Genomic DNA, 21,379 nt, shown 5'->3' with positions numbered 1-21,379 from the left:
GGCGATGACGGGACGGCTGTACGGGGTCGGGCTCGGCCCGGGGGATCCCGAGCTGGTCACGGTCAAGACGGCCCGGCTGATCGGCGAGGCCGACGTGATCGCCTACCACGCCGCCAGGCACGGCCGCAGCATCGCCCGCTCGATCGCGCTGCCGTACATGAAGGAAGGGCAGATCGAGGAGCTGCTGCTCTACCCGCTGACCACGGAGACCACCGACCACCCCGGCGGCTACCAGGGCGCGCTCGACGACTTCTACGCCGACTGCGCCGAGCGGCTGGCCGCCCACCTGGACGCGGGCCGGACCGTGGTCGTGCTGTCCGAGGGCGATCCGCTGTTCTACGGCTCGTACATGCACATGCACAAGCGGCTCGCCCACCGCTACCCGACCGAGGTGGTGCCCGGCGTCACCTCCGTCAGCGCCGCCTCGGCCGTGCTGGGCCGGCCGCTGGTCGAGCGGGACGAGGTGCTGACCGTGCTGCCCGGCACGCTGCCCGCCGAGGTGCTGGCGGACAAGCTGCGCGGCACCGACTCGGCGGCGGTGCTCAAGCTGGGCCGGACGTTCGAGAAGGTCCGCGACGCGCTGGCGGAGGCCGGACGGCTGGACGACGCCTGGTACGTCGAGCGCGCCACCATGGGAGCCGAACGCGTCGCGCCGCTCAAGGACGTGGACGCCGACGGCGTGCCGTACTTCTCCCTGGCCCTGCTCGCCAGCCCCGCCGAGCGGACCTTCGTCCCCGAACGGCCCGCGGCCGGGAGCCGGGCCGAGCCCGGGGGCGAGGTGGTCGTGGTGGGCCTCGGGCCCGCCGGGCGGCCGTGGCTCACGCCCGAGGCGCAGGAGGCGTTGGCGGCGGCGACCGACCTCGTCGGGTACGGCCCGTACGTGGACCGGGTCGCCCCGAACCCGCGCCAGCGCCGCCACCGCACCGACAACCGGTTCGAGGCCGAGCGCGCCCGGCACGCGCTGGAGCTGGCCCGCGAAGGCGCGCGGGTGGCCGTGGTGTCCTCCGGCGATCCGGGCGTGTTCGCCATGGCCGGCGCCGTGCTGGAGATCGCGGCGGACTTCCCGGACGTACCGGTGCGGATCGTCCCCGGGCTGACCGCGGCCCAGGCCGTGGCCAGCCGGGTCGGCGCGCCCCTGGGCCACGACTACTGCGTGCTGTCGCTGTCGGACCTGCTCAAGCCGTGGGAGGTGGTGGCCGACCGGCTGAGCGCCGCCGCGAAGGCGGACCTGGTGCTGGCGATCTACAACCCGGCCTCGCGCAGCCGTACGTGGCAGGTCGCCGCCGCCCGTGACCTGCTGCTGGAGCACCGCGACGCCGCCACCCCGGTGGTGATCGGCCGCAACGTCGGCGGCGAGCGGGAGAGCGTCACCGTCACCACGCTCGGCGAGCTCGATCCCGCACAGGTGGACATGCGCTGCCTGCTGATCGTCGGCTCCTCGACGACCCGGGTCACCGAGCGCGGCGTGGTCTACACGCCGCGCCGCTACCCCTGAGCCCAGGCGGCCGCCTCAGCGGCGCTCTCCACCAGCCGGACGCCGGCGGGCAGCGGCGGCCGGTCCACCATGATCACCGGCAGGCCGAGCTCGCGGGCCGCGACCAGCTTGGCGGTGGTCATCGGCCCGCCGCTGTCCTTGGTGACCAGCACGTCCAGCCGATGATCGCGGATGAGGGCACGTTCGCCCTCGACCGTGTACGGGCCGCGGTCCAGCAGGACGCGCACGTTGTCCGGGACCGGCGGCTCGGGCGGCTCGACGGACCTGGCCAGCAGCCACACCCCGGGCAGGCCGGTGAAGACCGGCAGGCTCCGGCGGCCGGTGGTCAGGAACACCCGCACCGTGCCGCCGCCGCCCGGCCGTGCGGAGGCTTCGGACGGTCGTGTCGCGTCCTCGGACGGTCGTGCGGCGACCTCGGCAAGTCGTGCGGCGGCCTCGTGCAGGGAGGGCACGCGCCGCCAGGCGTCGCCCGGCCCCTCCCGCCAGCCCGGACGGCGCAGGACCAGCAGCGGCACCCCCGTCCTCGCCGCCGCCTCGGCCGCCGAGGCCGTCATCCGCGCGGCGAACGGGTGCGTGGCGTCCACCAGGGCGTCGATCCGCTCGGCCGCCAGCCAGGCGGCCAGCCCGTCCGGCCCGCCGAACCCGCCCTCGCGCACCTCCCCGACCGGCAACCGCGGGTTGCTCACCCGCCCGGCCAGCGACGACACCACGTGAACGCCACGGCCGGCCAGATCGGCGGCCAGCGCCCGCGCCTCGGCCGTGCCGCCCAGGATCAGGACCCGTCGCACGGCCGTGCCCGCTCCGAGCTGTAGAGGTGGCTGTCGGGGAACTGCGTGGCCGACAGCACCCGGCCGACGACGATCACCGCCGTACGCCGGATCCCGGCCTCGTGGACCCGCCCGGCGATGTCCGCCAGCGTGCCGCGCAGGATCACCTCGTCGGGCCTGCTGGCCCGCGCCACCACCGCCACCGGGCAGTCCGGCCCGTAGGAGGGCAGCAGCTCCGCCACGACCGCGTCGATCCGCTGCACGGCCAGGTGCAGCACGATCGTGGCGCCGCTCGCGCCCAGGGTCTTCAGGTCCTCCCCTTCGGGCATCGGCGTGGCCCGCGCCGAGGTGCGGGTCAGGATGACGGTCTGGCCGACGCCGGGCACGGTCAGCTCCCTGCCCAGCGAGGCCGCCGCCGCCGCGAACGCCGGCACCCCGGGGACCACCTCGTACGGCACGCCGAGCTCGTCCAGCCTGCGCATCTGCTCGGCCACCGCGCTGAACACCGACGGGTCGCCGGAGTGCAGCCGCGCCACGTCCAGGCCCGCGCGGTGGGCGGTGAGCAGCTCGACCACGATCTCGTCGAGGGTCAGGTTCGCGGTGTCGACGAGCCTCGTTCCCAGGGGGCAGGCGTCCAGGAGCTCGCGGGGCACGAGCGAGCCCGCGTACAGGCAGACCGGCGACGACTGCAGCCGCCGCAGGCCGCGCAGCGTGATCAGGTCGGCGGCGCCGGGGCCCGCCCCGATGAAGTACACGGTCACGGCACGTCCTTCCTGGTGACCGACCACACGGTCACCGGCATCGCGGCCCGCCAGCCCGTGAAGGAGCCGACGGGCGAGGCCCGTTGCACGGACATACGCACCAGGTCGCCGCCCAGCCGGGCGTACCACCGGGCGATGACGGACTCCGACTCCAGGGTGACGGCGTTGGCCACCAGCCTGCCGCCGGGCCGCAGCGCCGCCCAGCAGCTCTCCAGCAGCCCGGGCACGGTCGCGCCGCCGCCGACGAACACCGCGTCCGGCGCCGGCAGGCCCGCCAGCGCGGCGGGCGCCCGGCCTTCGACGATCCGCAGCGACGGGACGCCGAGCCGGTCGGCGTTGCGCGCGATGGCGGCGGCGCGGTCGGCCCTGCTCTCGATCGCCACGGCCGCGCACGCCGGGTGGCTGCGCATCCACTCGATGGCGATGCTGCCCGCCCCCGCGCCCACGTCCCACAGCCTCTCCCCGGGCAGCGGGGCGAGCCGCGACAGGCTGACGGCGCGGACCTCCCGCTTGGTGAGCTGCCCGTCGTGCTCGAACGCGGCATCGGGCAGGCCGGGGACACGGGGGAGGGGTTCGGCGCCGGGCGCGGGGACGCAGTCGAGGGCGATCACGTTCAGCGGGGACGGCTCGGGTGCTTGCGCTTCCCAGGTCTCCGCCGTTCCCGTCAGGACGCTCTCCGAGTCCGCGCCCAGGTCCGACAGGACGGTCATGGGGCTGGGGCCGTACCCGAGCCCGGTCGCCAGCCCGGCCACGACGGAGGGGGAGTCGCGGCCGGCGCCGAGGACGACGAGCCGCCGCCCCGGCAGGATCGCGGCGTTCAGCGCGGCCGGGGGACGGCCCACGAGGCTGACCACGTCCACCTGCTCCACCGGCCAGCCGAGCCGGGCGCATGCCAGCGACAGCGACGACACGTGCGGCACCACGCGGATGTTCGCCGCGCCCAGCAGCCGCACCAGCGTGGAGCCGATGCCGTAGAACAGGGGATCGCCGCTGGCCAGCACGCACACCTCGCGCCCGGCGTACGCTTCCATGAGCGAGGGCAACGCGGGCAGCAGCGGTGAGGGCCAGGCCACGCGCTCGACCGCCGGCGCGGGCACGAGGCCGAGTTGCCGGTGCCCGCCCATGAGCACCTCGGCGGCCTCCAGCGCCCGCCGCGCGTCCGGGGACAACCCGTCCCAGCCGTCCGCGCCGACGCCGACGACCGTGATCACACGTTGCCCAGGACGCGCGTCACGTGGATCTCCACGACCACCCGCGACGGGTTGGGGCGGGGCGGCTTGTAGCGGGCGGCATAGCGGTGCTCGGCGTCGGCCACCTGCTCAGGCTCCGTACGCAGCATCGCCCGGCCCTCCAGGGTGGACCAGCGGCGGCCGTCCACCTGGCAGAGCGCCACCGGCGCGCCGTCGGCGCCGATGAGCCGGGCCTTGACCGAGGTGCCCGAGGTGATCACCCGGGCGATGCCGGTGGCCAGGTCCAGCGTCGCGCCCACCGGCACCACGTGCGGCGGGCCGTCGGGACGCGCGGTGGAGAGCGTGCACAGGTGCCGCTCCTGCCAGAACGCGGCGAAGGCGTCGCCCTGTTCGACGAGATTCACGGCCCTCCTTGGGTGATTTGCGAGGCATATCGTATATCCGCCGTTCTGGCAGACTCTTGCGAGTGAAGCGGCTACTCGTCATCGGCATCGGCGCCGGCGATCCCGACCATCTCACCCTGCAGGCGGTCAAGGCCATCGGCGCCACGGACGTGTTCCTCATCGTGGACAAGGGTGAGGTCAAGCACGAACTGGTCCAGCTCCGGCTCGATCTCATCGCCGAGCACGGCCGCGCGCCGTACCGGATCGCCGAGGCCCGCGACCCCGAGCGCGACCGGACCACCCCGGCGTACACCGCCGCCGTCGAGGACTGGCGCTCGCGCCGCGCGCTCGCCTGCGAGGCGCTCATCCGCGACGAGCTGCGCGACGGCCAGACCGGGGCGTTCCTGGTGTGGGGCGACCCGGGCGTGTACGACAGCACGCTTGCCATCGTCGAGGAGATCCTCCAGCGCGGCAACGTGACGTTCGAGTACGAGGTCATCCCTGGCATCAGCAGCGTGGCCGCGCTCACCGCCCGCCACCGCACCGGCCTCACCCAGGTCGGGCGGCCCGTGCACCTGACCACCGGGCGGCGCCTGGCCGAGCACGGCCCCACGGCCGACGACGTGGTCGTCATGCTCGACGCCCACTGCTCCTTCGCCGGCCTCGACGACTTCCACATCCACTGGGGCGCCTACCTGGGCACGCCCGACGAGATCCTGGTCTCGGGGCCGGTGGCCGAGGTGGGCGAGCGCATCCGCGAACTGCGCGCGGAGGCGCGGGCCCGCAAGGGCTGGATCATGGACACGTACCTCCTGCGTCGCCTGAAGTCCTGACGGCCCGCCCTGGTTCGCTTAATCGCCTGTTGTTTGCAAGAGCATATTCAATGCAAACTGATCATCTGAAGCGGACCGGGGAGGTGGTCGCACATCGAGGTGCCCGCGTTCGGAGGTTCGGGGGGTGGCGCGTACGGGCCCTGGGCGCTGTCGACGGCGAACGCGCCGTCGGGTGCACCGGGGCGGGACGTGTCCGCGGCCGGGTGGCTCGTGCCCTCACGGGCCATGCCGTCGGTGCTCCGTGAGGCGTTCCCCTTCCGGCCGTGGCCGGCATGAGCGGAGAGGAGGAGCTGGGGGAGACGCTGACCCGTCTCGGCCTGCGCAAGACCGTGCCGAGGCTGACGATCCTGACCGCCCTGCGCGAGGCGGCGACCCACCTCAGCGTGCCGCGCCTGCACCGGCTGGTGATCTCCACGTACGAGATGATCAGCGTGTCCACCGTCTACCGGAACGTGACGGTGATGACCGCCCACGGCGTCCTGCACAGCATCGACCACGCCGGTGAGACGCTCTTCGGCCTCGCGGCGACGCCTCACCACCACCTGATCTGCCGCCGCTGCGACGTACTCGTCGAGCTCCCCGCGGACCGCCTCGCCGCGGCGGAGGCGGCGGTCATGGAGAGCACCGGCTTCGCGATGGATCCCGTCGGCCAGGTGCTGCACGGTTACTGCCGTCGATGTCGACGCCAGTTACTTGCATGATTATTGTTATTGCAAGATATTTGCAAGTAACACCTTTCGAGGAGAGGCGCCCATGGGCGAGTACACCCTTCCGGACATGCCGTACGACTACGCGGCCCTGGAGCCCGCGATCACTGGGGAGATCCTGGAGCTGCACCACGCCAAGCACCATGCCGCCTACGTCAAGGGCGCCAACGACACCCTGGAGCGGCTGGCCGAGGCGCGTGACAAGGGCGAGTTCGGCGGCCTGGTCGGGCTGGAGAAGACGTTCGCGTTCAACCTGTCCGGGCACGTCCTGCACACGATCTTCTGGCAGAACCTGTCCCCGGACGGCGGCGACCGCCCCGACGGCGAGCTGGGCGAGGCGATCACCGAGCACTTCGGCTCGTTCGACGCGTTCAAGAAGCAGCTCACCACCGCCACCGCCACCGTGCAGGGCTCGGGCTGGGGCGTGCTGGCCTGGGAGCCGCTCGGCGGCCGCCTGGTGGTCGAGCAGGTCTACGACCACCACGGCAACGTCGGCATGAACACCACCCCGCTGCTGGTGTTCGACGCCTGGGAGCACGCCTACTACCTGCAGTACCGCAACGTGCGCCCGGACTACGTCGAGAAGCTCTGGGGCCTGATCAACTGGAACGACGTCATCGCCCGCTACGACGCCGCCCGCGGCGCCTGACGTCCCGATGCCGGCGACGCCCGCCCATCGGCCCGAGCTTGGTCCGCGGGGCCGGTGGGTGCTCACGGTCGAGGTCGAGGTGCCCGGGGCGGGCTGGCCGTGAGGTGCGTTCCGAGGTGGGAGTGCCGGTCGAAGTCGGTTGCCCGGCTCGGTCGGCCGATCGGGGAGCGGCGGTCAGCCGGCGATCGCCGCGATGAGTTCGTCCCGGCTCTGTGCCCGGGTCTTCCGGTACACCGATTTCACATGGTCGTTGACGGTGTAGGTGGAAAGATCCAGGGTTCGGGCGATCTGTTTCGCCGAGGCCCCGGCGTACAGATATTCGATGACGCGGCGTTCGCCGGTTGTGATGCCGTACCAATCGCAAAATGACGGCAGCAGCAGTTTGCCGCCGGCCGCCTGGATGAGAATGGCCACGTCGCTGTCGCCGTTCTCGTCCAGTGGCTGGCCGTGGATCAATATCCAGCGCCCGAAATTCGCCGCCGGCGCACAGATCAGCGGCGTCCAGGCGTGCGGATCGCGAGTATGCGCGCGTACGTGCAGCGACAGGCCGACCCAGAACGCGTTGGCGATCCAATCCGGCACCCCGCTGCCGGCGGCCGGCCACATCTGCCGCACCCATGCGCGCGCCTGAGGCGAGATCGATCGGACCGTGTGGTCAGGGCTGATCGTGATGACGCCCGTCGGCAGCGCCGGAACGGTGGGTGTCAGCGGGCCGGTCGTCACATATCCGCGCAACGCCGTGAGCAGAGCAGGGGCGAGCTGCTGGATCCGGTGGAAGTCCCTCTCGCCGAAGGGTCTGGCGCCCTCGGCGCGAAGCAGGCCGAGCAGACCCCACACCCCATGGCGGTCCCGTATCAGCAGGCGCAGCTCGCTGCCCGCCCCGTGGGAGGCCAGGACCCGCCGGATCAGCGTGTTGCGCCGGCAGTCTCCGGCGCCCGCGCCGACCACGCACACCGGCACGCTCTGCCGGGCGAGGGCCGGCAGTGGGCATGGGTCGCCGTGCAGATAGCGGTTGAGCACCAAGGCGCTGATCAGCGCGGGCTGATATTCGTGCCAGAAGCTGAACGCGCCCAGGCCGATGCCGATCGCCGGGTTCAGGCCGACCAGCCGGAGCGCGTCGTGCGCCACCTGGCGTCTGACGATCTGCGAGATCGCCGCGCCGACGTCGGCCGGGGTGGCGGGCGGCCCGAGCGCCGCGCACAGTTCACGAGCGAGCCGCCCCTCACCGTCTGTCACCCGGCCTCGGTTCTGGTGGTGCGAGTCTCGACCATCGCGTTTCCCTTTCGTCGGGACTTCCTGTGATTTTGTGGCAAGCCGCAGCCCTTTTTCTGCCCGCCGGACTCTTTATTTTAGGTCGCTCATGAAAAGGTGGCTAGATGTCGAAAGTCAAGAACGCTCGGCCTCTTGTGTAAGGACATTTGTTGATGTGCTTATTATGTCCTGAGATATGACATTTCTCGCGGTGGCCGTTGCACCGGCGTACGGCTGGGAGCCGGCCGTGCCGGCAAGCGTGGGCGAACGCCCCGCATCATCGGCGGGCGGCAGCCGGGAGGGCGCGAGAGGGGCCGCTGTCTGTACGGGCTTGTACGGATAATTCGGGGAGCGTTCCCTACGGCAAGGCCATCTCCGATCGTCGATCTGACGAAAGGAGCACAAACGTGCTGGCACTTGGCCGTACAAGACGGTGGGCCGCGGGGATCGCCGCGGCACTGGCATTGATCGTGGGGTTTCCCACCAGCGCGCAGGCAGCGGTGGGTGACCTCGTCTTCGTCCGGACGATCGCCCGGAACGTGCCCGGTGCCGTGGACATCGGCCCGGTCAATCCGCTGGACTGGGCGTCGGCGGCGACGCTGCCGGGCAACGGGAGCACCGTCTACGTCGTGGCCGGCGGCGACGGCGGATCAGGCACGGCGCAGCCGGCGATTTCCACGTTCCGCCGGGCCGCCAACGACACGCTGTCCCTCACCGGCTGCATGGGGGGTCTTCCGGGGTGCCGGCCGACGAAGGTGGACGGCCAGGAGATCCCGGGCCGCCTGTACGCCGCCGGCGCCGTGGTGAGCGCGGGCGGCCACGTGTACGTGTCCACTCCCGCCGCCGTGGTCGGCTTCACCACGGAGGCCAACGGCGACCTCGCGACGGATTTCTGCGTGTGGGATCCGTCATGCGGCAGCGTGGCGGCCCTGCCCGGACTCGCCGCCTGGGCGACGTCGCAGAATGCGCTGACGGCGACCGCGGACGGCCGCGACCTGTACCTGTACGCGGCAGGTGGCGGCAAGGGCGCGGTTTACCACCTGCGGCGTGACGGCGGCACCGGTCGCCTGGCGTACAGCGGCTGCATCGGGGAGGCGATGCCGGGCTGCACCCCGATCGGCCGTACCGGCGTCATGACATCCTCGGGCGACGTCGTCGTCAGCGCCGACGGGCGCAGCCTCTACGTCGTCGCCCAGCGGCCCGGCTCGGTGACGCACTTCCGGCGAGACCTCACCACGGGCTCGCTCGCGGAGGCGGGATGTGTGGGCGAGTCCGGGGCCGGCGGCTGCGCGATCCCCGTCACCGACGGCCTGCTCGGCGTCACCCAGGGCGCGATCACCCAGGCCGGCGACAGTCTTTACGTGTCGGGACCGGGTGGCGTCACGCATCTGCACCGCGACACCACCACCGGGAACATCGCCTACTGGGGCTGCATCGGTTACGCCGCAGGGTGCCGTGCCACCGGTCCCCAGGGCCAGTACGTCGACGTGGCGGTCACCGCCGACGGCACGAGCGTCTACGGGAGCACCCAGGGCCCGGCCTTCGCGTGGGGAGCGGTCACCCACCTGCGCCGTTCTCCTCAAGGGGACCTGACGTACGCCGGATGCATCGGAGAGGGCCTGCCGCAATGGTGCCGCCCGATCGGGCCGACGGGGGTGATGAACCACGCCGGCCCGGTGCTCGCTCCCGCCAGTTCGCAGGTCGTCTACAGCTTGGGTGTCCACGCGCGGGGGGCGATCAGCCAGTTCACCCGGCTGACGTCATAGGAGGGAGTCGGTAGGGCGGGCCGGGGAAGCACCCCCGCGTCCGCCTTCACTCGCAGTGCCGCTGCCATGCCATAAGGGTCGTCAAGGGCGGAGTTGGTGGCCGGCGCGGCCAGGTGGGCACAGCCCTGTACGTCATCCAGCTCGGCCAGCACTGCTGCCGCAGCCACGCGGTAGAGACCGTGCAGGCCCGGGTCGGCGGCCGGCGCGGCGAGCAGGCCGACAGCTCGCCCGTCATCCAGTTCAGCCAGTTCCCGCGCGGCCGTGGTGCGTCTGTCCCCAGCCAGTGTGGGGTCGCTCACCGGTGCGGCCCACACGTCGGCCGCTCGCGGGTCGGCCAGTTCGGTGAGCGACTGCGCGCCCTCCAGAATCCGGCGAGCAGGGCCAAGTGCCAGTCGCGATCGCGCTGTCGGCCGCGGTCGCGCATCTGCTGTTGACGATGTGCCCGCCGCCGCTCGGGGTCGGCGTCGGGCTGGTGGGGCGTCGAGGGTGCGGTCGACGTGGATGCCGGCTTCGTCGCCCGTTCTGGGAGGAGACCTCAGAGGCCGCGCTCACCTTCCGTGCGGTGGCGGGGCGGTGGAGCCACGCTGGATCCGTACGCGCGGGTGCGGGCTGGTGCCGGCGGCCTCCCCGCGATGGCCTTACGAGCCCGTTCGCCGATCTCTCTCGGCGTGGCCCGTAGGAGGCCGTTGATCGAACGGAGGTTGACCGGGCGGCCTTCCCGGCAATCAGGCCCGGCGATGGCCGCGGCCTGGGGAACGCGATCGGCGAACGCGACGTCCAGGCGCCAGACACCCCGCAACAGGGTGATCCTCAGGCCTGACGGTGCGGGGGTCGGCTGTACGTCCCATCCGTTTTGGCGTGCCCGGCGAGATAACACGTCGGGATGCATGTGGCTTGGTCCTTTCGTACATGCTGTTCAGCGCTGGTGGGCCATCAACGGTGTGGTGTTGGGAGCGGGTGTCCGCGCACGTGGTAGGCGGCCTTCGACCATGACGCGCGTGCCGCGCCGAAGACTCCCAGCGATGTGCTCGGCCTGCTGGTGCCAGATGTCGCAGGTCATGAAGACGGGATTGCGGTCCTTCCGCTCGTTGGGCTGGCAGGTGGTGATGTCGTTGACCATGACACTGCCACTCTCGGGATAAGACGCAGGTGAGCTGATGAGCGGCGATCGTAAGAGTTGTCGTCCCAGGTGGACGTCCGCCACCTCGATATCGAGCATGGGCCGGAGGACACCAGAGCCGTGGACCGGGCGCTCCGCGCCGTCGAGGTGCTGCACGCAGACGTGGCACGCGCCCGAACTCTCGTTCAGCACTCGGCGGAGCGGCCCAGCTCGGCGACCGCGATGAGGTCCGCCCGATCGTCTCCGGCGACTTCCACCACGCCCTGTACGGCGACAACGTGCTCACCGCGCAGGTCGAGGCCGCCCCGGCATGGCGTATGCCCTGACCGTGCACGTGATCGACGTCGGCGAAGGCCGGGCCGCCATGGTCGTCCGGATCAGCACCGTGGCGGCCGTCCGGCTCACGTGCCTGCCGGCCCCAGCCTGGCTGCGGCCGGCAGGCGGACTCACACCGGGCGCTTGGTACCCGATTCGCCGTCGGCCAGCACCATGGCGCACTGCGGCGGGCGGACCACGTTCGTGTTGGCGGACGACCCGGCATTCGCGCTGGCCGGGGTGGTGCACAGCGCCAGCACGGCAACCAGTGCGGCGGCCGAGGCGGCGGTACGGCGAGTCCAGGTACGGATCTGCATGCGGCTCTCCAGTCGGCCGATGATCACGACGACAGCACTCCATCCCAGCATCGGCACCGGATCCCCGCCCGTCCACCCCCGAAACGGCCAGTGGCGGCGGGCTGTGAGCTACACCGCCGTTCCCGGCTCGCCGTCCGAACGGGCGCCGCGCCCGCCGACGGTGTCGTCGGCACGCAACTCATGGACGTCCGGAAAGTCAGCCGGCCTGGAGTCTTCTTGGTGGTGGATCGAGCAGGCCGCCGCCCGGCCCGGATCGACCTGGCCGGCCACCTCCGGCAGGAACGGCCCGGCGACCGCACAGCTCACGCCGGATCGACCACCCTGCTCACGATCCACGCCTGCTTGCCGACCTGCCGGCCGCGGGTGAATCCGTACTGTTCGAAGAGTTCGACGGTCGCGCTGAACAGGAAACGGCCCGGCCTCTCGCGGCCGGTGGTCACCTCGGAGATGGCCTCGACGAGGCCGCCCCCGGCCCGGGCGATCTGGTCGAGCGCGCCTTCCAGGGCCATCCGCGCGACGCCTTGGCCGCGATGCCGCTTGTCGACGTAGAAGCAGGTGATCCGCCAGTCCGGGCGCGGCGGCGCGTCCTTGTCGTACGCGCGCCGGTGCTTGATGCTGGGGAGCTCATCGGGGCTGCCGTACTGGCACCATCCCTGCGCGGCGCCGTGCTCGTCGAGGACGAGCGCGGCATGAGCGCGACTCGTACGGACCCGGTCCTCCTTGACCGCGCGGCGGCCGGGCCCCCTCTGGGCGCCCTCCGGATGGAACCCGACGCACCAGCACCCGCCGAAGATCCCGTTGTTGCGCTCGACGAGCTCCGCGAAGGTGGCCCAGCTGGCGGCGTCCAGGGGCCGGACCGTATACGACATGAGGGTCCTCGTTCGTCCGGTGAGCGTTCAAAGTGCCTGGCCCAAGATAGCGGCCGCGCGGTTGTCGGTGGTGATCTCTACTGTTCGCCGCATGATGACTGCCGAGCGGGCGCACAGCCGCGCCTGCCCACCCCCCGGGAAGATTTCCGCGCACCGCCTCGACGACGGGGAGGCACGAGCGTGAGCGGGTGGGACGACGTCCAGCGGGCGGTCGGCAGCGCTGACGCGTCTCTGGTGGCCGACGAGGTGTTGCGGCTCGGTGCGGAGGCGCGCCGCGAGGTGGCCCGCCGGTTGCGCCCGTACATCAGCGAGGCGCGGCAGGCCGCTCACGAGCGTTTTCACGCGGCGGTGCAGCAGGCGGAGGCCGAGGAGCAGCAGGCCATGGGGGAGTACGTCCGGGAGCGGATGGACGAGGGCGTGGCCGAGGAGGTCGCGCGGGGGTGGTGGTGGGAGAGGGAGCACTACCGCCACCGGCGTGACGTCGACTGGGGGACGCGGGACAACTGGATCGGGCCCCTCCGCGTCGCGGGCGCGGGCACGCTGGGCGGGGCGGCCGCGGTCGCCGACTGGCTCCTGCGGCGGGACTTCTCCGAGTGGGGCGGGAAAATGCCGCTCGAGCCGCTGCTGAGGGTCATCGCCGCGCGGCCGGCGCAGTGGCAGGCCGATCTCGCCGTACACCTGGCCGGGCGCCTGCGCGCCACGCGGCGCCAGCTCGAGAACGGCACCGTCGAGCTGGCGCTGGAGCTGCTGCGCCGCACCGGTGCCGAGCCGCCCGGCCATGAACCGCTCGTCGTCGCCTGGGCGTCCATGGAGCCCGATCTTGCCCGTGATCCGCTGGCCCGGCACCTGGTCCCGCGGCTGTTCGAGGCCGAAGGCGTGGGCCGGGTGCTGCGCGACGACCGGATCGACGCCCCTTCCGGCTGGTCCTGGCTGCGCGCCCTCACCGCGGCGGCGCCGGTGGAGCGCGAGGTGCTTGTAGAGGGGTGCGCCCGCCGGTTCCTGCGTGGCGGCAGCGCCACCGACCTGCGCTTCTTCGTACGCCTGCACGACCTGCTCGACCCGGCTCCCAGCCGGGAACGCGTCGCTGACTACCTGCGGCTGCTGCCCGCCGCCCCTGGTCCGGTGGCCGAGCTGGCCCTGCGGATGCTGCGCGGCCCCGGTGTCGCGTTGAGCGGTGAGGAGGTCAACGAGGCGGTGGCGGCGTTGCTGTTCCGGTCCGAGAGCAAGCTCGTGCGCGCCGGCCTGACTCTGCTCGACCAGGCCGCCCGCGACGCCGGCGACGACCTCGACCACCTGGCGCCCGCGCTGGCCTCGGCGTTCCTGTGTGAGTCATACGAGGTCAGGGAGCGCGCGGTGCGCTGGGCGGGCAAGCACGCGCGGCGGTTCTCGCCCGTGGGCGCGGAGACGGTGCGCCAGGCGGCGGCCGTCCTGCCCGCGGAGCTGGCGGCCCGCCTGACCCCCGCCTACGGCCAGGTTGAGCCCGACGCGGCGCCGGCCGACGCCTTCGAGCCGGGCACGCTGCCGGCGTTCGAGTCGCCCGGCCGTCGTCCGGTCCGCCCGGCGATGGAGCACCTGGCCGGCACCTTCCGCGAGTTGCACCACGAGTTCGCCTTCGAACGCTGGCTCGACGGCTTCGTCCGCCACCCCGGCGCCCGGCGGCCTCCGGCGCGGACGACGGATCTCTACGGGGCGGGTGATTGGACGGATCTCCAGCAGTGGACGGAGGCGCTGCTGCGCGAGGCCGCCGGCCCCGGCCTGGAGCCGCCGAATCCTCGAGGACCCGAGGGCCGCAAGCGCCCCCGTGTCCTGGGCCTCGGCCAGGTGCCGCCGAATCCTCGTGAACCCGAGGGCCGGGAGCGCCCCGGGGTCCTGACCCCCGGCGTGCGCCGTGGTATCGCGGCGAACCTGGCCGAGCTGGGCCTGGTCCTCGGCGCGGAACGGCTCGACGCGCGGGAGCCGCAGGAAGGGGAGCGGGTCTTTCTCGCTGCGGTGCGGAAGAGGCAGGAGGAGAAGCCGCCGATCGCCCCCGCAGGACGGCTGCCCAGCCCGGCGCTGGTCTCACCGCCCCACTGGGCCATGCTGCAGCGCTGCGCCGAGATCCACGCTGCGCTGAAGGAGGGGACGCTGCCGCCGTACCTGCTGGCCACGCCCACCCTCACCTCCGGTCACCTTGACCCCGCCGAGCTCGTCGCCAGGCTGGAAGGCTATGAGCGGGACGGCGTCCGGCCCCTGCCCGCCGACCTGGGGCAGGCGCTGCTGAGACTGCCGCGCGAGGCGGACTCCGGCGTGGTGGCCCGCGCCGGCCGGCTGACCTCCGAGGCGGGAGCCACGCTGGTGCGCTGGCTCAAGGCACGACCGGAACCCGTGACGAGCGTCGAATGGCCCGCCGCGCCCGGGGGCCGGCCACGCGCGCGCATCCGGCAGGAGCCGACGGGGATCGCTTTCGTGGACGCGCTGTTCTGCGACCCGCCCCGCCACCAGCCTGCCCACGGCAGCTGCTACGAGTCGTCGTGGTGGCTCGTGCTGCCTTCGGACCGCGAGGTCGTGGCCACGCACCTCATCCCGCACCTGTACAGCGGCTGGGAGGGGCCAGGCCGCCTGCACCAGCACGTGGTCAGGCTCTGCCACCAGGACGGGCCCGCGGGCGAAGGTATGGCGCTGCTTCTAGGGATACTGCTGGGCGAGCGCGGCTGGTACGCGGAGCACTGCCGGGAGCTGCTGCTGCGGGCGGTCGCCACGAAGGCCCTGCCCGCCGCGGAGTGCGGACGGCAGCTGGGGCAGTGCCTGCGCCTGCTCGACGTCAAGCTCAGCCCGGTGCTGCGGGCGCTCGAGGAGTGCGCGCGGCGGGGCGCGCACCGGGAGGTCTGGCAGATCATGAGCGGCCTGCTGCAGGTCTTCCTGCCGCGGCCGGGGGAGCGGGCCAACGCCGCCCACACCCGGGCGCTGGAGTTCGCCGCCGAAGTGGCCGGCTGGGCCGGGGCGCGCGGCACGATTCCTGAGGTCGCCGGGATCGCCGCGCGTGACGGGTCGAGCGGGCTCATCCGCGCGGCCCGCCGGTTGGACGAGCACCTCGGCCGGGCGTGAGGCCTCACGACTCGATGGGCCGGCAGCGGGGTGAGCGGCGCGGCCATGCCTCAGAGCAGATGTCGGCGGCGGGTGGCCGCTTCCTGCCGGACTTCGGTCAGGAACAGCTCGACGTGGCGCTCCTGCCGCCGGTCGCCGTCCGGGTCGTACCAGGCGACGGCGTGCCGCGTGCGCGCGTGGCCGGCGTACTGCAGCCAGCAGCCGTGGATGCCGGCCATGAGTTTGTCGAGCAGGTCGAGGGCCGGGCGGGCGGGGTCGAGAGAGGTGATGGGCAGGCAGACGGAGTCGCGCCCGGCGTGGGGGTGGTCGATGCGGGTCCTGGCCACGAGGCGTTCGGCGGCGGCGATGCGCCGTTTGGCGTCGGTCACGCCGCAGAGGTGGCCCTCGGCGACGTGCAGGGTATGGCGGATGAGCGGCATGACCGTCTGGCGCGGTGTGGCGCCGAAGCTGATGGCGCTCACGATCTCGACGAGGCTCTCGACGGCGAGGGGCCTGAGGTGGTCGCCCTCGGCCACGACCTGCGCCGGATGCTGCCGGACGTGGCGGCCGGTCGTGGCGGCCGCCGCGTGCAGCCAGTGGGCGGCGGCGATGGCGGCCGCGGCGGGGTCGATCTGGGTGATCAGCTCCTCGGAGCCGAAGGGCTGGCGGTTGAGGAAGGCGTCCGCCTGGGCGACCTGGAGGGGCGAGGCGTCCTCGCGGCTGAGGGTGACGGCCTGCTGGGCGCGTCCGGACAGGTCGTCGCGCTCGGCCTGCTCGACGGCCGACAGCTCGGCCGCGACGTCGGCGACGACCTGCGCGGTGAGCTCCGGGCTGTCGAGGGCGATCAGGGCGCGGCCGGTGCGCTGTGCGATCTCCCCGACCTTGGCGGAGAGGGGGGTGTCCGCGGAGGCGGTCAGGATCGGGACGACGGCGGTGAAGGCGTCGCGTTCGCGCTGCCGGTGCCAGCCGAGACTGCCCGGTCCGTGCTGGTCGGAGATGCTGGCCGGGTGGGTGTAGCAGCGCCAGCAGGCCTGCGACAGCTCGGTCAGGCGGGCGGCCAGGCGCAGGGCGTCCGAGAGGAGGGCCGGGGGAAGAGCGGCCACGGTGACCGCGACATCCCCTATGCCGGTGCTCCAGTGGGCGACGAGCGCGTTGCGGGCGTGGTCCACGGCATACCGGGTCACGGCAGCTCCTTGAAGGGGAAACGCGAATGCATGCCCAGGATGCAGGATGCACCGCTGATCTGGGGGCTGTTTGCGGCTGTTGCAGGTCGCTGATCAGCGCTTTTGTGGCGAGATCAGCAGTAATTTCCTGGGGAGCGCTTGGCTACATCCCTTCGTCGACGCGCATGAAGGTGGCGCCTTGCATGGCCGCGCGAGCGCCGAGGACATGCCCGTCGCACATCAGCGACTCCGTCCCCACCCGGTCGGTCACCTTCCACGTCACCGGCTCGCCGCACTTCTGGCCGCGCCGGTCGTAGTCCCAGGTACGGCGGCACACCCGGCAGGTGGACAGGTTGGCCATGGAGGAGAGCGTGTTGCCGTGCTCGGGGCAGACGCCCCACGGGAAGCCGCACGTCGACTCGGCCAGGGCCCGATACTGGGCCAGGTCCCCGGCCGCGCGCAGCAGGTCCTCGCCTGCTCTCTTCAGCCATTCGGCGGCATGGTGCGCCGCCTGGAGATGGGCGCGTTCGGGCGAATCGGCGGGCAGGCCGGCGTACAGGGCGCGGGCCTCGGCCTCGAGTGCGTCGGCGCGGCCGGCCAGGTCGCGCAACTGGGCGGGAGTAATGTTCATCGCTGAAGATTCTCCCTTGTTTGCACGGCGAACGCGCAGCCCCGGCTGAGCCTGAATCAGGGACGGCCGGCGAGGGGCAGGAGGGTCGCGGCCGAGCCTGAATCAGGGACGGCTGGCGATGGTCAGGAGGGTGGCGGCGGGGCCCGTGAGGGAGCGGCCGCGGCGCCAGACCGCGCGCAAATTCCTGACCAGGTTGAGGCCCGCCAGCGGCACCTCGACGAGGCGGCCGGTGGCCAGCTCGGCCTCCACCGCGTACCCGCTGAGCACCGCCGGGGCCGCGCCCGCCTGGGCGGCGCCCTTGACGGCCGAGTTCGACCCGAGCTCCAGGCGCGGGCTGGCCTGGTGCAGCCCGGCGAAGGCGACGTCCAGGGTCTCGCGGGTGCCCGAGCCGCGCTCACGTACGACCAGCGGGGTAGCGGCCAGCTCGGCACCCCTGAGCACCGTGCGGCGGCGCGCCCACGGGTGGCCCGGCGCCACCACCACGACCAGCCTGTCGGTGCCCACCACCCGGCTGGCCAGCCCGTCCGGCACGTTGGGCCCCTCCACGAACCCCAGCTCCACGCCCCCTGCGCCCGACAGCACCAGCGCCGCCACGTCGGCGGAGTTCAGCACGTCCAGGCCGATCTGGACCCCGGGCTCGCGGCTCTGGAACTCCCCGAGCCAGCGCGGCACCAGGTACTCGGCCACCGTCATGCTGGAGGCCACCCGCAGGTGCGCCGCCTCGCCGTGCCGGACGGCTTCGGCGGCCCGCATGAGCTCCTGCGCCGCCGCGAGCACCTGCGCGGCCCAGCCCGCCACCATCTTGCCCTCGGCGGTGAGCGTGGAGCCGCGCGGCGTCCGCTCCAGCAGCGGCAGGCCGAGCCGCCGTTCCAGCTGGGCGATGCGCTTGCTCGCCGACGGCTGCGCGATGCCCGCCAGTTTGGCCGCCTGCCCGAGGCTGCCGAGCTCGCCCACGTCCACCAGGAGCTTGAGGGAGTCGAGATCGGGCAGCGCAGTCATAGCCACAGGCTATGACCTCCCAGGCAACGCGCGGCTACCGGCCCTGCCGAAGGCCCCGAAGACTGGGATCATGCTTCTCGCCCCCTCCAAGACGTCCTGCCTGCCGGGCATCGCGGCGTGCGCGCTGGCGACGGCGGCCGCCCTGGTCGTCAACCGGTTCGTGCCGGGGCTCAGCCCCGCCACCGCCGCGGTGACCCTGGGGGCGGCGCTCGCCAGTGCCGGGGCGATCCGGGCGGCGCTTCGGCCCGGGCTGCTGTTCGTCTCCAGGCGGGTGTTGCGCGTGGCGATCGTGCTGCTCGGGCTGCAGATCGCGGTGCCGCAGGTGCTCGCGCTCGGGTGGCAGGCGCTCGCGGTCGTCGCCGCCGCCACGGGGCTCACGTTCGTGCTTACGCAGCCGGCCGGCCGCCGCCTCGGCCTTTCCCCCGGTACGTCGCTGCTGGTCGCCACCGGCGTGTCGATCTGCGGGGCGGCGGCGATCGCGGCCATGCACGACAGCGCCGACAGCTCGGACGAGGACGCCGCGGGGGCGCTGAGCGTGGTGGTGCTCTACGGCAGCGCGGCCATCGTGGTGCTGCCGCTGCTGGCGTCCTGGCTGGGGCTGTCGTACGAGCAGCTCGGGATGTGGGCGGGAGCGGCGGTGCACGAGGTCGCCCAGGTGGCGGCGATCGGCGCCGCCTCGGGCGTGCTCGCGACGGCGGTGACGGTCAAGCTCGCCAGGGTCGTGCTGCTCGCCCCCATCGTCGCCATCACCACGTCCCTGCGCCGCCCACGCACCGCCCCCGCCCGGACAGCTGCGACCGGTCCTGCCCGGACGGCGGCGGCCGGGCCCGCCCGGATGGCGTCACCTTCGCCCAGCGGGCGCGGCACCACCCTCACCCGCCCGGTGGCATCGCCTGCCACCGCTCAGGGGAAGAGGCCGCCGATCGTGCCGTTGTTCGTGGCCGGGTTCCTGGCGATGGTGGCGGTACGGAGCACGGGGCTGCTGCCCCCGGTGGTGACCGGCAATGTGCCGGCGCTCACGAACGCGCTGATGGCGGCCGCCCTGTTCGCCCTCGGCACGGGGATCGACCTGCGGAAGCTGCTCAAGGGCGGACGGGTCATGCTGCTCGGCGGCATCGCCACCGGCCTCATCTCAACGATCTCGCTGGCGGGGGTGTGGCTGCTCGGGTGACGCGGTCGCCATGATGGGTGCCGTGCTGACACGAATGTTATTGACGGTCGGTCTGGTCGCGGCCCCGCCCCCGGTGAGTCAGCCGGGCTGGGAACTGATCCGGATGCACAATTTCGGCGGCTGCGACTCGATGTCGGCCGTCGTTCCGCTGAGCCGGAGCGACGTCTGGGCGTTCGGCCAGAGCGAGCCCATCGACGACGAATGCGCGGGCACCGCCCGTCCGGTGGCTCAGCACTGGAACGGCCGAGCCTGGCGGGCCGCCGAACTGCCCGGACGCCGCTACGGCGCCATCGGCTCGGCGGGCGCGTCCGCACCGGACAACGTGTGGGCCTTCACCACGAGCGACACCGGCGAGTCCGCCGCCCTCCGCTACGACGGCCGTCGCTGGACGGACGCGGGCAGATCCGCCATGGGACCCAACCCCAACCTCGGCCACGGCCTGGTGCTCGGCCGCCACCACGTCTGGGCCTTCGGCTCGGACTCCCATGCGGCGTCCTGGTTCTGGAACGGCCGCACCTGGCACCGGCGAGCGCCGAGGGACGTCGGCCGGACCAGCGTCGTGTCGCAGAAGGACGTCTGGGCGATCAGTTGTTGTCAGGTCACCCACTTCGACGGCAAGGCCTGGAAGAAGGCCGCCTTCCCCGCAGGCCGCGACAAGGGGACCGCCAGCCTGAGCGGCGTGCTCGCGGTGGCCGAGAACGATGTCTGGGTCTTCGGTGACACCGGCGAGCGGGTGTTCGCCGCCCATTTCGACGGCAGCGCCTGGTCGCCGGTCGAGGTCCCCCTGCCTGCCTCGGCGGCACCCGGGTGGCGCCTCGGTGACGCGGTCGCGGACGGCCAGGGCGGCATCCGGGTGATCGCGTACCCGCCCGATGACACCAGCTCCCGCGTACTGTCCCGCTCGGCCGCGGGGCAGTGGTCGGTGAGCGCCCCTCAGGTCGCCGGCAAAGTGGTCAGGCTGTGGGACCTGGCGCTCGTCCCCGGCACCACGGAGGTCTGGGCCGCGGGCAGCGTGCGGCAGAGCGAGAGCGACTCCACCTCCGCCGTCTTCGCTTTCAGATAGCCGACGCCAGGGGCCAGGGAGGCTCGGCCCCTGGCCCGCCGGTCACGGATACCACTCGTAGCGGTGTTCCGCTGCGGGTTCGAATCCTGCTGGGGTCGCTTCCTACCAGAGAGTACTGTCGTCTGACCTGCGGCAACGGCAATTCGTCCACGCTTGGCCTGTGCCACCGTGTGCCGTTGGTGGCCCCTGTGTGCGCTGGTTGCGGAATACACGCGGAATGATCCCGCCGCCCGCGCCTGCCTCTCACACGAGCGCAGCGCGGTGATGACGGCGGCTACTGCGGGCCGCCCAGGACAGTCCCGGCTCGGCACAGCACGTTGCGCCGAGCCAGCGAGAGCGCACCCATCCGCGCACCCGTGTGCTGGACGTCCAGCAGGCACGGGCAGCTCAGCCACCCGCTCAGGAATGCCGCCTCTCGCCCGGCAGCGAATCGGCGGCGCGTCGGTTCTATCTGACCTCGTGACCGGGCCGTCGAGGGCGCTCATCGCCGCCGCGGTCCCGCGGGGCATGCGCCGAGCCGGCTCGCAGAAGGAGTGCCTGCGAACCCTGGAGGAGATGCCCGCCCAGTCCTTCCTGGTGGCAGCCGGCGATTCGGCGGGGATGCCGAGACGGTCGCAGTAGTAGGTGATCGCTTCTTCCCAGACGCCTTGGAGGCCCAGGCCGGCGCGGTCGATGGTGTCTTCGTCAAGGCGGGTGCCGGTGTTGACGAGGTCGGTCCATTTGACGGCTTGGTGCGGGCGGGTACGCGTCGTGTTCGCGGTTGCGCCGACGAGCGGGATTCTTCGCCAGGGGTTGGAAGGTGACCTGGCGTGGGTCGGTTCGTCGGCGGGCCACGTGGTGCTCCTGGTGGTGTGTGGCGTGGTTGC

Annotated in this window: 21 protein-coding genes; 9 read left to right on the top strand and 12 right to left on the bottom strand. The window is 72.7% G+C overall.

Annotated elements, in window-relative coordinates:
• The first annotated feature begins 4 nt into the window (after positions 1–4).
• The gene (cobJ, locus tag ACFKCF_RS19290) at positions 5–1,495 is read left to right on the top strand and encodes a precorrin-3B C(17)-methyltransferase (RefSeq protein ID WP_394495323.1); all 1,491 of its coding nucleotides are present in this window, start codon (positions 5–7) and stop codon (positions 1,493–1,495) included.
• Here cobJ and ACFKCF_RS19285 read toward each other — a convergent pair.
• Genes ACFKCF_RS19285 through ACFKCF_RS19270 form a run of 4 tightly spaced genes read right to left on the bottom strand, consistent with a single transcriptional unit; the run spans position 1,486 to position 4,617 of the window.
• Positions 1,486–2,283: a cobalt-precorrin-6A reductase gene (locus ACFKCF_RS19285; protein ID WP_394495321.1), complete on the bottom strand. Its 798-nt coding sequence runs from the start codon at positions 2,281–2,283 to the stop codon at positions 1,486–1,488. The two genes, cobJ and ACFKCF_RS19285, sit on opposite strands and share 10 nt — an antisense overlap.
• Positions 2,268–3,023 (bottom strand): precorrin-4 C(11)-methyltransferase, encoded by a 756-nt coding sequence (gene cobM, locus ACFKCF_RS19280; protein ID WP_394495320.1) that lies wholly within the window; start codon positions 3,021–3,023, stop codon positions 2,268–2,270. The genes ACFKCF_RS19285 and cobM overlap by 16 nt, the downstream gene beginning before the upstream one ends.
• Positions 3,020–4,234, bottom strand: a complete 1,215-nt coding sequence (cbiE, locus tag ACFKCF_RS19275; RefSeq protein ID WP_394495318.1) for a precorrin-6y C5,15-methyltransferase (decarboxylating) subunit CbiE — start codon at positions 4,232–4,234, stop codon at positions 3,020–3,022. Before cbiE ends, cobM begins: the two co-directional genes overlap by 4 nt.
• Positions 4,231–4,617: a TIGR03618 family F420-dependent PPOX class oxidoreductase gene (locus ACFKCF_RS19270; protein WP_394495317.1), complete on the bottom strand. Its 387-nt coding sequence runs from the start codon at positions 4,615–4,617 to the stop codon at positions 4,231–4,233. Before ACFKCF_RS19270 ends, cbiE begins: the two co-directional genes overlap by 4 nt.
• Before the next feature lie 62 nt (positions 4,618–4,679).
• Here ACFKCF_RS19270 and cobF point away from each other — a divergent pair, with 62 nt between their 5' ends.
• The 3 genes from cobF to ACFKCF_RS19255 all read left to right on the top strand — a co-directional run bounded on the left by cobF (position 4,680) and on the right by ACFKCF_RS19255 (position 6,785).
• The gene (cobF, locus tag ACFKCF_RS19265) at positions 4,680–5,429 is read left to right on the top strand and encodes a precorrin-6A synthase (deacetylating) (protein ID WP_394495316.1); all 750 of its coding nucleotides are present in this window, start codon (positions 4,680–4,682) and stop codon (positions 5,427–5,429) included.
• Between the two features lie 272 nt (positions 5,430–5,701).
• The gene (locus tag ACFKCF_RS19260) at positions 5,702–6,130 is read left to right on the top strand and encodes a Fur family transcriptional regulator (RefSeq protein WP_394495314.1); all 429 of its coding nucleotides are present in this window, start codon (positions 5,702–5,704) and stop codon (positions 6,128–6,130) included.
• 52 nt (positions 6,131–6,182) lie between these two features.
• Complete coding sequence (locus ACFKCF_RS19255; protein ID WP_394495313.1) at positions 6,183–6,785, top strand: superoxide dismutase; 603 nt, start codon at positions 6,183–6,185, stop codon at positions 6,783–6,785.
• Between the two features lie 174 nt (positions 6,786–6,959).
• On the opposite strand, the gene ACFKCF_RS19250 is transcribed toward ACFKCF_RS19255, so the two are convergent.
• On the bottom strand, positions 6,960–7,913 hold the full coding sequence (locus ACFKCF_RS19250; protein ID WP_394495311.1) for a helix-turn-helix transcriptional regulator: 954 nt from the start codon (positions 7,911–7,913) through the stop codon (positions 6,960–6,962).
• Positions 7,914–8,443: 530 nt separating this feature from the next.
• Here ACFKCF_RS19250 and ACFKCF_RS19245 point away from each other — a divergent pair.
• Positions 8,444–9,802 carry a hypothetical protein gene (locus tag ACFKCF_RS19245; protein WP_394495309.1) on the top strand — a complete coding sequence of 453 codons (1,359 nt, stop codon included), beginning with the start codon at positions 8,444–8,446 and terminating at the stop codon, positions 9,800–9,802.
• Between the two features lie 916 nt (positions 9,803–10,718).
• On the opposite strand, the gene ACFKCF_RS19240 is transcribed toward ACFKCF_RS19245, so the two are convergent.
• The 4 genes from ACFKCF_RS19240 to ACFKCF_RS19225 all read right to left on the bottom strand — a co-directional run bounded on the left by ACFKCF_RS19240 (position 10,719) and on the right by ACFKCF_RS19225 (position 12,423).
• On the bottom strand, positions 10,719–11,021 hold the full coding sequence (locus ACFKCF_RS19240; RefSeq protein ID WP_394495308.1) for a single-stranded DNA-binding protein: 303 nt from the start codon (positions 11,019–11,021) through the stop codon (positions 10,719–10,721).
• A gap of 347 nt (positions 11,022–11,368) precedes the next feature.
• A complete protein-coding gene (locus ACFKCF_RS19235) occupies positions 11,369–11,581 on the bottom strand; it encodes a hypothetical protein (protein ID WP_394495307.1) in 213 nt (70 codons plus the stop codon).
• 81 nt (positions 11,582–11,662) lie between these two features.
• On the bottom strand, positions 11,663–11,860 hold the full coding sequence (locus ACFKCF_RS19230; RefSeq protein ID WP_394495305.1) for a hypothetical protein: 198 nt from the start codon (positions 11,858–11,860) through the stop codon (positions 11,663–11,665).
• A complete protein-coding gene (locus tag ACFKCF_RS19225) occupies positions 11,857–12,423 on the bottom strand; it encodes a GNAT family N-acetyltransferase (RefSeq protein ID WP_394495303.1) in 567 nt (188 codons plus the stop codon). The genes ACFKCF_RS19230 and ACFKCF_RS19225 overlap by 4 nt, the downstream gene beginning before the upstream one ends.
• A gap of 180 nt (positions 12,424–12,603) precedes the next feature.
• Here ACFKCF_RS19225 and ACFKCF_RS19220 point away from each other — a divergent pair, with 180 nt between their 5' ends.
• Positions 12,604–15,507, top strand: a complete 2,904-nt coding sequence (locus ACFKCF_RS19220; protein WP_394495301.1) for a DUF6493 family protein — start codon at positions 12,604–12,606, stop codon at positions 15,505–15,507.
• Positions 15,508–15,557: 50 nt separating this feature from the next.
• On the opposite strand, the gene ACFKCF_RS19215 is transcribed toward ACFKCF_RS19220, so the two are convergent.
• The 3 genes from ACFKCF_RS19215 to ACFKCF_RS19205 form a co-directional block, all read right to left on the bottom strand.
• The gene (locus ACFKCF_RS19215; protein WP_394495299.1) at positions 15,558–16,670 is read right to left on the bottom strand and encodes a hypothetical protein; all 1,113 of its coding nucleotides are present in this window, start codon (positions 16,668–16,670) and stop codon (positions 15,558–15,560) included.
• Positions 16,671–16,812: 142 nt separating this feature from the next.
• Complete coding sequence (locus ACFKCF_RS19210) at positions 16,813–17,280, bottom strand: hypothetical protein (protein ID WP_394495292.1); 468 nt, start codon at positions 17,278–17,280, stop codon at positions 16,813–16,815.
• 102 nt (positions 17,281–17,382) lie between these two features.
• A complete protein-coding gene (locus ACFKCF_RS19205) occupies positions 17,383–18,279 on the bottom strand; it encodes a LysR family transcriptional regulator (protein WP_394495290.1) in 897 nt (298 codons plus the stop codon).
• Between the two features lie 70 nt (positions 18,280–18,349).
• On the opposite strand from ACFKCF_RS19205, the gene ACFKCF_RS19200 reads away from it, so the two are divergent.
• From ACFKCF_RS19200 to ACFKCF_RS19190, 3 genes are all read left to right on the top strand, one after another.
• Entirely contained in the window at positions 18,350–19,450 is a 1,101-nt protein-coding gene (locus tag ACFKCF_RS19200; protein WP_394495289.1) for a YeiH family protein, read from the top strand.
• 22 nt (positions 19,451–19,472) lie between these two features.
• Positions 19,473–20,513: a hypothetical protein gene (locus ACFKCF_RS19195; RefSeq protein ID WP_394495287.1), complete on the top strand. Its 1,041-nt coding sequence runs from the start codon at positions 19,473–19,475 to the stop codon at positions 20,511–20,513.
• 459 nt (positions 20,514–20,972) lie between these two features.
• A complete protein-coding gene (locus ACFKCF_RS19190) occupies positions 20,973–21,134 on the top strand; it encodes a hypothetical protein (RefSeq protein ID WP_394495285.1) in 162 nt (53 codons plus the stop codon).
• The last annotated feature ends 245 nt before the right edge of the window (positions 21,135–21,379 follow it).

Source organism: Nonomuraea sp. JJY05, from assembly GCF_043496855.1.
Classification (GTDB): Bacteria; Actinomycetota; Actinomycetes; order Streptosporangiales; family Streptosporangiaceae; genus Nonomuraea.
The sequence above is the reverse complement of the archived record's forward strand: the minus strand, read 5'-3'. Positions and strand labels throughout refer to the sequence as shown.

Bases quoted from the DNA above. Each gene is read 5' to 3' on its own strand.
- cobJ (WP_394495323.1), top strand. From the start codon at position 5: ATGACGGGACGGCTGTACGGGGTCGGGCTCGGCCCGGGGGATCCCGAG.
- ACFKCF_RS19260 (WP_394495314.1), top strand. From the start codon at position 5,702: ATGAGCGGAGAGGAGGAGCTGGGGGAGACGCTGACCCGTCTCGGCCTG.
- ACFKCF_RS19255 (WP_394495313.1), top strand. From the start codon at position 6,183: ATGGGCGAGTACACCCTTCCGGACATGCCGTACGACTACGCGGCCCTG.
- ACFKCF_RS19240 (WP_394495308.1), bottom strand. From the start codon at position 11,021: ATGCTCGATATCGAGGTGGCGGACGTCCACCTGGGACGACAACTCTTA.
- ACFKCF_RS19225 (WP_394495303.1), bottom strand. From the start codon at position 12,423: ATGTCGTATACGGTCCGGCCCCTGGACGCCGCCAGCTGGGCCACCTTC.
- ACFKCF_RS19210 (WP_394495292.1), bottom strand. From the start codon at position 17,280: ATGAACATTACTCCCGCCCAGTTGCGCGACCTGGCCGGCCGCGCCGAC.
- ACFKCF_RS19205 (WP_394495290.1), bottom strand. From the start codon at position 18,279: ATGACTGCGCTGCCCGATCTCGACTCCCTCAAGCTCCTGGTGGACGTG.
- ACFKCF_RS19200 (WP_394495289.1), top strand. From the start codon at position 18,350: ATGCTTCTCGCCCCCTCCAAGACGTCCTGCCTGCCGGGCATCGCGGCG.